This window comes from Intrasporangium sp. (genome assembly GCF_036566125.1).
Taxonomy (GTDB): Bacteria; Actinomycetota; Actinomycetes; order Actinomycetales; family Dermatophilaceae; genus Intrasporangium.
The window spans coordinates 1-9,040 of record NZ_DATCWX010000107.1; the positions used below are offsets into that span (position 1 = coordinate 1).

Here is a 9,040-nt window from a genome sequence, read left to right on the forward strand (position 1 = left end):
CGGTGATCCCCCGGCCACGATCGTCTCGCCACAGAGCAGGCTCTTCTGGTACGCGATGCCCTCGGTCACCGTGGTCCTCGTCGGCGCCTTCCTCGCCCAGGCCTACCGCACCGGGGCCTCCGGCCTCACGGCCTTCTGCACCGCCCTCGTCGCCGCGGTCGCAGCGTGGGGCGTGTCCCGGGTCCGGCGGCTGACCTACCGCCACCGGACCTGACACGAGGGCGCTGGCCCTAGAGTCCGGGGGGTGAGCGACCTGCACGTCCGAGACATCACCGAAGCCGACCTCCCCGCGGCCCTGACCATCCGATCCCGCTCCTTCGGTCCCCTCGGCCCCGGAGGCCAGACGTGGTGGGAGCGGGTCGCCAAGGAGGTCATCCCTGGCCGCATGCTCGGCGTGGTCGACGGCAACGACACCCTTCTCGCGACCGGGAGGGCGCGCCCGTACGAGCAGGTGTGGGGCGGCCGGCACCTTCGGATGGGCGGCATCGCCGGCGTCTACGCCGAGCCGAGCGCCCGGGGGCGAGGGGTGGCCACGCTGCTCATGCGCGGTCTCGTCGAGCGCATGGCACAGTTGGGAGACGTCGTGTCCTGTCTCTTCCCGACCGCGCCGGAGCTCTATCGCAGCGTCGGCTACGAGGTCGGTGGCGTCCAACCCCGTTATTCGTATGCCGCTCACGACGTCCGCGCGGCCCGAGCCCGGAGTGGTGGGTTGCGTCCCAGACCCGCGGGGCCGGGTGACGCGGAGCTCTTCCGCTCCCTCATGAGGTCGGACCAGGAGCGCCACGGGCTCAGCGGCCCGATGCTGCCGACCGTCGAGACGTGGCGCGAGCACCTCGAGGACGAGGAGCTGATCAACTACGTGCTCGACGAGGGAGATGGAGGGCGCGGGTTCGTCTCGTACTCGCTCGCTGAGGAGGTGCTCACCGTCGAGGAGCTGGTTGGCGAGTCCGCCGAGGCGACCGCCGCCCTCTGGGCCGTCGTCGGTTCCGGCTCGTCGGCAGCCCCGACCGTGCGCAGCTACCTCGACCCGCGAGACCCCGGCCGGCTCATCTTCGGTGGGATGCCCGAGGTCGACGTCCGTGAGCACGTCTGGATGCTGCGCATCGTGGACCTGCCCGGCGCGATGGCGGCCCGGGGCTTCTCGCCCCACGTGACGGCCTCGGCAGAGATCGTGCTCGACGATCCGGAGGTTCCCGCGAACTCCGCGAGGTGGGAGATCTCGGTCGCAGCCGGGGCTGGGAGGGCCCGAAAGTTGTCCACTCGATCAGAGGGGGCCGCGGACCCAGCCCCGGACGAGAGTGCAGCTTCGGGGGGAGCGAGCACAGCGGCATACGGAATGGGTGGAGGGCCGACCCGGCTGGGACCGCGCGGGATGGCGGGCCTCTGGTGCGGCTGGACCATGTCGCGGCTCCGAGCAGCCGGGCTGGCGAGCGGCGGTGCTCTCGAGTCGGACCGGGCGCTCGATGCGATGTTCGCCTGCACACCGTTCATGACGGAGTACTTCTGAGGCGCCCGGACCACCACTCCCTCGGCAACACACCCGCTTATCGACCGCTTGCCTCGGCTGCAGGTCGTGCGACCAGTCGATAAGCGGGTGTGTTGCGGATTGGGTCAGGGGCGGTTGGGCTCGCGGACGGCCGGGAGAGCCGCGAGGGCCAGCGCCGCCATGCCGCCGACGACGAGGAGCGACCGGAGGATGCCGACGTGGTCGCCGAGGAACCCGAGCAGGGGCGGCCCCGCGATGAAGGCGGTGTAGCCGATCGTCGACACGACGCTCATCCGGGCCGGAGCCCGGCGCGGTTCGTCTGCGGCGGCGCTCATGCCGACCGGGAAGCCGAGGCTCGCGCCGACGCCCCAGACGGCCGCGCCGATGAAGGCGAGCGCGGGGCCGCCGAGGACGACGAGGATGCTGCCGGCCACTGCGGCGACGTAGAGCACGCGGAGCACGGGCAGCCGACCGTGCCGATCGAGCAGGCGCGTGCCGAGGATTCGGCCGGCGGTCATGGCCGTGAGGAAGACGGCGAAGCCGAGCACTCCGGCCCAGCGCGGCAGGTCGTAGCCGTCCGAGAGGGCGACCCCGATCCAGTCGTTGGCGGTGCCCTCGGTGAAGGCCGCAGCGAACACCACGACGCCGATGAGGATCGTGCGCGGCTCGCGCCAGGCGGACGCGATGCCGGCCCTGGCGCGGCCTGGCCCGGGGTCGTCAGCCGCCCCGTCTTCCACGCCACGTGCGAGGAACGCTCGCAGGAACCACGGCGTCACGAGCAGGAGCAGGACGGCCGCGGCGACGAAGTGCATGAGGACGCTCACGTGCAGGAACGAGAGTCCTGCACCCACCAGCGCGGAGACCACGGTGCCACCGCTGAAGGCAGCGTGGAAGCGCGGCATGATCGAGCGCGACAGGTGGCGCTCGACGGAGGCGCCCTCGAGGTTCATGGCGACGTCGAAGACCCCGCTCCCGAAGCCCACGAGGAGCAGGCCCGCCATCGCGACCCCACGACTGGTCAGCGTCGTCACGGCGAGGCCCACGACGACCAGGCCGAGGACCTGGACCGTGGCAGCGCCGAGCGCCGCCCTGGCGGACCCGAAGCGGTGGACGAACCAGCCGGACAGGGGCAGGCCGACGACCGCCCCGATCGAGAGGGCGAAGAGCGTCAGCCCGAGCTCCCCAGCGGTCAAACCGAGCTCGTGCTTGATGTCCGGCACCCTTGAGGCGAGCGCAGCAAAGGCAGCTCCGTTGACCGCGAAGGCCGTGAAGACGGCGTTGCGCGCCGTGCGGACAACAGGCCCCGGCGGTGCGATGACGGACACGGGCAAGCCTCTCGGGCGGTCGGGACAGCGGGCCTCGGAGTGAGACTCGAATCGATTCGATCGAACCGATTCGAGTATGATGCCGCGCATGGCGAGTCCAGGTCAAGCCGGTACCCCGCGTGGGCAACGCCGCCAGCAGCGGCCCACGCTGCGCGATGTCGCGACGGGCGCCGGCGTCTCCGTCTCCACGGCCTCGCTCGTGTTCAGCGGCAAGGGTCCCGTCGCTGCGGCGACCGCGGAGCGCGTGCGCGCGGTGGCGTCCGAGATCGGCTTCGCTGGTCCGAACCCGCTCGCCTCCTCGCTGCGACAGGGCCGCGCCGGCGTCGTGGGGGTCGTCGTCGAGGGTCGGGTCCGGATCGCCTTCCGGGACCCGTTCGCCATCTCCGTCCTCGACGGGCTCGCGGAGGAGCTCGACGCGATCCCGACCGGTCTGTTGCTGCTCGGCCAGCCCGCCAACGACGAGGAGAACCTGCTGCCACTCATCGCCGGCCTCGCCCTCGATGCCGTCGTCTTCTCGCTCTGCGGACCGGAGTCCTCGCCTCTCGTCGACCACCTCTCGGCGCGCGGCATCCCGATGTTCGGCACGGGCGTCCCGGACGACAAGCGCGTGACCCAGGTGCGCATCGACGAGCGTGCGGCAGGAGCCGAGATCGCCCGTCACGTCAAGCGTCTCGGGCACCGCCGCGTCGCCCACGTCGCGATGTCGCTGACGGCGAGATCGGTGGCCGGGCCGGTCACGCCGGAGGATCTCCGGGGTGACACCTACCTCTCGTCGCGGGACCGGCTCGACGGCTTCCGCGACGTCTTCGGGGCACGCGCCGAAGTGGTCCAGACGGGGGACGGCTCGTCCGTCGAGGGTGGCATCGTCGCCGGTCGCGCCCTGCTCGACCGTCCCGCGGGAGACCGCCCCACCGCTGTCGTCGCGCAGTCGGACGTCATCGCTGCGGGTGTGGTCATCGCCGCCGAGGAGCTCGGCCTGCGCGTGCCGGACGACCTGTCGGTCACCGGGTTCGACGGCCTCGACCTGCCTTGGCTACCGCACCGGCTGACGACGATGGACCAGCACGGTCAGGACAAGGGCCGGATCCTCGGCACCCTCGTGCGCCGGACCCTCGGGGGCCAGCGCCCGCGAGGCGTCATCCAACCCGTCCACCTGCGCGAGGGCACGACGACAGCGCCACCGCGCTGAGCGGCATACGGGATCAGGGTTGGTCGGCACCCGGCTGGAACCGCAGGAAACGAGGACACCCCGCGTACCTGGAAGAGCTCTCCTACCCTTGCTGCATTCCTGCCCTGGGGGAGTTCGGAGAGGTACCACCACACGGGGTGCCGACGGTCAGTGTATGCGCCCGGCTCCTCAACCCGAAATGCGGGCTCCGTCAGGGGCTGCCTCGACGTCGACGGGACGGACACCGTTGACGTGCGGCGGAAGCCGGCGCTCCACCGCGAGGGAGATGACCGCGAGTACGGCGCAGCCCCCGACCAGGAAGGCGATGTAGGCGCCCCCGAGCCCGCGGCCGATGAGGAAGCTGGCGACTACCGGGCCGACGACGAAGGCGACCGAGAACATGAGTGAGCTGAGGGCGTTGTAGCGCCCACGCAGGTGGTCCGGAGCCAGGTCGTTGACCATCGCGGCGCTCGTCGGCTGCAGCATCGTCTCGCCGAGCCCGAAGATGCCGGCGCAGGCGGCCAGCAGGACGGTCGCGGCGACGGTCCCCGGGACGAGGGACGTGGCCCCTAGCAGGGCCCACGCGATGGCCCACGTGCCGGCCATGACGACCGTGACTCGGGTGCGGCGCCTACCCTCGATGCGCTGGAGGACGAACAGCTGCAGGACGACGATGACGAGCGTGTTGGCGGCGAACGCGTAACCGAGCCCCCTGGTGGAGATCTGCCCCTCGGCCCTCGCATAGGCCGGCAGGCCCGCGTTGAGCTGCGGATAGCTCACCAGGGCTGCGACCGCGACGAGGGCGAGCAGGGCCCGCAGCTCCCGGTCGCGGAGGAGCGCACGATAGGAGACCCGCGCCGCGGCAGCCTCGGCGGGGCGCCCGACCCGGTCCCGGGCATGACGCAGCGGGCCGAGGAGGATCACGAGTCCCGGCAGGTAGCTGACCGCGTCGAGCAGGTAGACCGCGGCGAACGTCCCGGGGCGGTCGACGTCCACGAACCGCGCCCCGATGATGCCCCCGATGCCGATGCCGAGGTTGAGCAGCGTGAAGTTGACACCGAAATATCGCTGGCGCAGCTCGGTCGGGATGAGGTTGCCGATGAGGGCGTTCGACGCCGGCCAGACGACGCCGAAGCCGTAGCCGAGGAAGGTCAGCGCGAGGGCGGCCTGGCCCGCGGTCGTCGCACGGGCGAGCAGCACGTCGGCGACGACGAGGGCGATGAGGCTGCTGGCATAGACGCGGCGCGGGCCGACTCGGTCGATGAGCGCCCCGACCGGCGTGACGATGGCGATGCCCACGCCGGCCTGGAGGGCGAGCAGCAGCCCCACGGTCTCGAGGGCGATGCCGCGGACCTCGTTGAGGTAGACGACCATGAACGGCAGGACGAGGCCCGTGCCGATCGACTGGAAGACGACCGTCGAGATGAGCAGCTTCCCGTCGCGGGGCAGGTCATGCCAGAACGACGAGAGCCGCGGTGTGGTGGAGGGAGAGGCGGTCACCCGCCAAGTCTCCCGGCCGGCACCGACGATGGTCGCGCGATTTTTCCCGCAGGGTCGGGCTCCGGTACCCTGCCCGACGGAGGATTCGCATAGTGGCCTAGTGCGCACGATTGGAAATCGTGTTGGGATAAAACCCTCGGGGGTTCAAATCCCCCATCCTCCGCCAACCGAAAGGACCCCGCATCGCCGGGGTCCTTTCTGTTTGCGTGGGACCGCTTTTGTCGTCCAACCGCGGGGCTGACAACATCGGTGCATGACCCTCGCCGCGCTCGTGCACCGGAACGTGCTCAAGGAGACCGACCTCTCGCCAGACGAGCTGCGCGCCCTGCTCGACCTGGCCGCTGAGCTCAAGGCCGCCAAGCGGGAGGGCCGCGAGGAGCGACGCCTCACCGGCAAGAACATCGCCCTGCTCTTCGAGAAGACCTCGACCCGGACCCGGTGCGCCTTCGAGGTCGCCGCCGCGGACCAGGGCGCCTCCACGACCTACCTCGACCCGGCCGGCTCGCAGATGGGGCACAAGGAGTCGATCAAGGACACCGCACGCGTGCTCGGCCGCTACTACGACGGCATCGAGTACCGCGGCGCCGGACACGACGTCGTCGAGACCCTCGCGGCATGGGCCGGCGTACCGGTCTGGAACGGGCTCACCGACGAATGGCACCCCACCCAGGCCCTCTGCGACGCCCTGACGATGCGGGAACACGCCAAGCCCGGAAGCGACCTGACCGAGATCGCCTACGCGTACGTCGGTGACGCGCGCTTCAACATGGGCAACTCGCTGCTCATGACGGGCGCGATGCTCGGGATGGACGTGCGCATCGTCGCGCCACGTTCGCTGTGGCCCTCCGACTCCGTTGTCGCACAAGCCAAGAGGTATGCCGCTGAGTCCGGTTCCCGGATCACGCTGACCGACGACGTGGCTGAGGGGGTCAGGGGCGTGGACTTCGTCCACACGGACGTCTGGGTGTCCATGGGTGAGTCGAAGGAGGTCTGGGCCGACCGGATCGAGCTGCTCTCGCCATACCAGGTCAACGCCGAGCTGCTCCAGCTCACCGGCAACCGCGACGTGAGGTTCATGCACTGCCTCCCCGCTTTCCACGACCTCGAGACGCAGGTCGGGCGCGACGTGCACGAGCAGTTCGGCCTGAAGGAGCTCGAGGTGACCGACGACGTCTTCGAGTCCAAGGCCTCCATCGTCTTCGACCAGGCCGAGAACCGGTTGCACACGATCAAGGCACTGCTCGTCGCCACCCTCGTCCAGCTCTGAGGCGGCTCAACCCTCGACGGTGATGGTCGGGCACGGGGGCAGGCTTGCGGCCTGAGTCGTCGGGGTCGGAATCGGCCCGAACCCCTTCCACGTGGTGCCCAGCGCGAGATCGATCGTGTCGTCCTTGCGCTTGTCCTGGATCAGCTTCGCACCCTTGATGTGCTGGGCGAGCAGCTTGGCCGACTCCTCGCCCGCCGGGCCGTAGCGGATGTGCGCGACGCCCTTGATCGTCTTGTCCTGGGGGTCGTTGCCGACGGCTGCGATCTTGAACCCGCGCTGGGCCGCGGTCTTCGAGGTCGACAGGGCGAGGCCACGGCGGCTGGTGGCGTTGTAGACGTTGATCGACACGTCGGCCGGCTTGAGCGGCGGCGCTGCCACGACGGTCGTGCACGGCCCGGGTTGCGGCGTGGTCTCGCGGAAGTAGGAGGAGGCGTAGTAGAAGGCGCCGGCGAGCGCCAGGATGACCACGGTGATCGTGACCGTCCCCCGACGTCGTCGACGCGCGCGGAACTCGAGAGCTTCGTCCTCGTCGACCAGGCTCATGGGTCTCCTCTACCCGACGTTGGGCGCTCCCTGCCCTGTCAGGAGAGAGCCCGTGTCAGGAGAGTACGAGGACGCGGGCGTGGAGAACAGGCCTTTGCTGGAGTGCGGCACGGAGGGCTCGGTGCAGGCCGTCCTCGAGGTAGAGCTGACCCTCCCACTCGACGCAGTGCGGGAAGAGGTCGCCGAAGAACGTCGAGTCGTCGGCGAGCAGGCCCCGCAGGTCCAGCGTGCTCTTCGTCGTGATGAGCTCACCGAGCTGGACCACGCGTGGGGGGACGTTGGACCAGTCCTTTGCCGAGACGAGCCCGTGGTCGGGATAGGGACGGGTGTCGCCGACGGCCTTGAAAATCACCCGGCCACTATAGGCCGGGTGGCATGGCTAGAGTGCCCACGTGACCGACGCACCGGCTGACGCGACCCAGCTCGACGAGATCCGCTCCGGATACACCTTCGAGGGAGGTGTGCTCAAGCTCGGCGCCGCGGTGATCGATGGCGAGGCGCACCCCGACGCGCCCGTGCAGGTGCCCCTCAACGTGCTCAACCGGCACGGCCTGGTCGCCGGTGCCACGGGCACGGGCAAGACGAAGACGCTGCAGCTGATGGCGGAGCAGCTCTCCGACCAGGGCGTGCCGGTCTTCCTCGCCGACGTCAAGGGCGACCTGTCGGGGCTCGCCAGCCCCGGTGAGGGCGGGGAGAAGATCACCGAGCGCGCCACGTCGGTCGGTATGCCGTGGGAGGCCCGCGGCTACCCCACCGAGTTCTACTCGCTCGGCGGCATGGGCAGCGGCATCCCCGTCCGGGCGACGATCACGTCGTTCGGGCCGGTGCTCCTGTCGAAGATCCTCGGCCTGAACGCCACCCAGGAGAGCAGCCTCGGCCTGATCTTCCACTACGCCGACCAGAACGGCCTCGCGCTGCTCGACCTCAAGGACCTCCGCGCCGTCATCACCCTCCTGACCTCCGACGAGGGCAAGGCGGACCTCAAGGCGCTCGGCGGCCTGTCCTCCGCGACGGCGGGCGTCATCCTGCGCAACCTCATCACCTTCGCGGACCAGGGGGCCGACGCCTTCTTCGGTGAGCCGGAGTTCGACACGAACGACCTCCTGCGCGCCACCGCCGACGGCAAGGGGATCGTCTCCTGCCTGGAGCTGCCGCAGGTCCAGGACCGGCCCCAGCTGTTCTCCACCTTCCTCATGTGGCTGCTCGCCGACCTGTTCCAGGACCTACCCGAGGAGGGAGACCTCGACAAGCCGAAGCTCGTCTTCTTCTTCGACGAGGCGCACCTGCTGTTCAACGGCGCGTCGAAGGACTTCCTCGCCCAGGTCGTGCAGACCGTGCGGCTCATCCGATCGAAGGGCGTCGGCGTCTTCTTCGTGACCCAGACCCCGAAGGACGTGCCCGGCGACGTGCTCGCCCAGCTCGGCTCGCGCGTGCAGCATCAGCTGCGGGCGTTCACTCCCGATGACGCGAAGGCCCTGCGCGCGACCGTGTCGACCTACCCGAAGTCGGGCTACGACCTCGAGGAGGTGCTCACGACCCTCGGTACCGGCGAGGCGATCGTCACCGTCATGAACGAGAAGGGCGCGCCGAGTCCGGTGGCCTGGACCCGGCTGCGTGCGCCGCAGGCCTCGATGTCGCCGACGACGGATGCCTCGATCGACGCCGCCGTCGCCGGCTCGCCGCTGCAGGCGAAGTACGGCACCCCGGTCGACCGGGAGTCGGCGCACGAGCTGCTCACCGCCAAGATGAAC

Annotated in this window: 8 protein-coding genes, 1 tRNA gene, 1 other RNA gene and 1 pseudogene; 6 read left to right on the top strand and 5 right to left on the bottom strand. The window is 70.3% G+C overall.

Features of this window, described 5'->3' with window-relative positions; all coding sequences use genetic code 11:
* Together VIR15_RS06395 and VIR15_RS06400 are read left to right on the top strand one after the other, a co-directional pair.
* Nucleotides 1-214 (top strand): annotated as a pseudogene (locus VIR15_RS06395) (hypothetical protein); the annotation flags it as partial.
* A 30-nt stretch (nucleotides 215-244) separates the two neighbouring features.
* Entirely contained in the window at nucleotides 245-1,507 is a 1,263-nt protein-coding gene (locus VIR15_RS06400; RefSeq protein WP_331926643.1) for a GNAT family N-acetyltransferase, read from the top strand.
* A gap of 104 nt (nucleotides 1,508-1,611) precedes the next feature.
* Here the strand turns inward: VIR15_RS06400 and VIR15_RS06405 are convergent, their stop codons facing one another.
* Nucleotides 1,612-2,811 carry an MFS transporter gene (locus VIR15_RS06405; protein WP_331926644.1) on the bottom strand — a complete coding sequence of 400 codons (1,200 nt, stop codon included), beginning with the start codon at nucleotides 2,809-2,811 and terminating at the stop codon, nucleotides 1,612-1,614.
* Between the two features lie 88 nt (nucleotides 2,812-2,899).
* Here VIR15_RS06405 and VIR15_RS06410 point away from each other — a divergent pair, with 88 nt between their 5' ends.
* Complete coding sequence (locus VIR15_RS06410) at nucleotides 2,900-4,000, top strand: LacI family DNA-binding transcriptional regulator (RefSeq protein WP_331926645.1); 1,101 nt, start codon at nucleotides 2,900-2,902, stop codon at nucleotides 3,998-4,000.
* A 48-nt stretch (nucleotides 4,001-4,048) separates the two neighbouring features.
* On the opposite strand, the gene ffs is transcribed toward VIR15_RS06410, so the two are convergent.
* Nucleotides 4,049-4,145: signal recognition particle sRNA small type (gene ffs / locus VIR15_RS06415), an RNA gene on the bottom strand.
* Between the two features lie 23 nt (nucleotides 4,146-4,168).
* On the bottom strand, nucleotides 4,169-5,479 hold the full coding sequence (locus tag VIR15_RS06420) for an MFS transporter (RefSeq protein WP_331926646.1): 1,311 nt from the start codon (nucleotides 5,477-5,479) through the stop codon (nucleotides 4,169-4,171).
* Nucleotides 5,480-5,557: 78 nt separating this feature from the next.
* Here VIR15_RS06420 and VIR15_RS06425 point away from each other — a divergent pair.
* Together VIR15_RS06425 and argF are read left to right on the top strand one after the other, a co-directional pair.
* Nucleotides 5,558-5,645 (top strand) — tRNA-Ser (locus tag VIR15_RS06425).
* 87 nt (nucleotides 5,646-5,732) lie between these two features.
* Complete coding sequence (gene argF, locus VIR15_RS06430) at nucleotides 5,733-6,746, top strand: ornithine carbamoyltransferase (protein WP_331926647.1); 1,014 nt, start codon at nucleotides 5,733-5,735, stop codon at nucleotides 6,744-6,746.
* A gap of 6 nt (nucleotides 6,747-6,752) precedes the next feature.
* Here the strand turns inward: argF and VIR15_RS06435 are convergent, their stop codons facing one another.
* Both VIR15_RS06435 and VIR15_RS06440 read right to left on the bottom strand, forming a co-directional pair.
* The gene (locus VIR15_RS06435; RefSeq protein ID WP_331926648.1) at nucleotides 6,753-7,289 is read right to left on the bottom strand and encodes a LytR C-terminal domain-containing protein; all 537 of its coding nucleotides are present in this window, start codon (nucleotides 7,287-7,289) and stop codon (nucleotides 6,753-6,755) included.
* A 55-nt stretch (nucleotides 7,290-7,344) separates the two neighbouring features.
* On the bottom strand, nucleotides 7,345-7,641 hold the full coding sequence (locus VIR15_RS06440) for a type II toxin-antitoxin system VapB family antitoxin (protein WP_331926649.1): 297 nt from the start codon (nucleotides 7,639-7,641) through the stop codon (nucleotides 7,345-7,347).
* A gap of 40 nt (nucleotides 7,642-7,681) precedes the next feature.
* On the opposite strand from VIR15_RS06440, the gene VIR15_RS06445 reads away from it, so the two are divergent.
* On the top strand, nucleotides 7,682-9,040 hold a 1,359-nt coding region (locus VIR15_RS06445), incomplete at its 3' end, for a helicase HerA-like domain-containing protein (protein WP_331926650.1).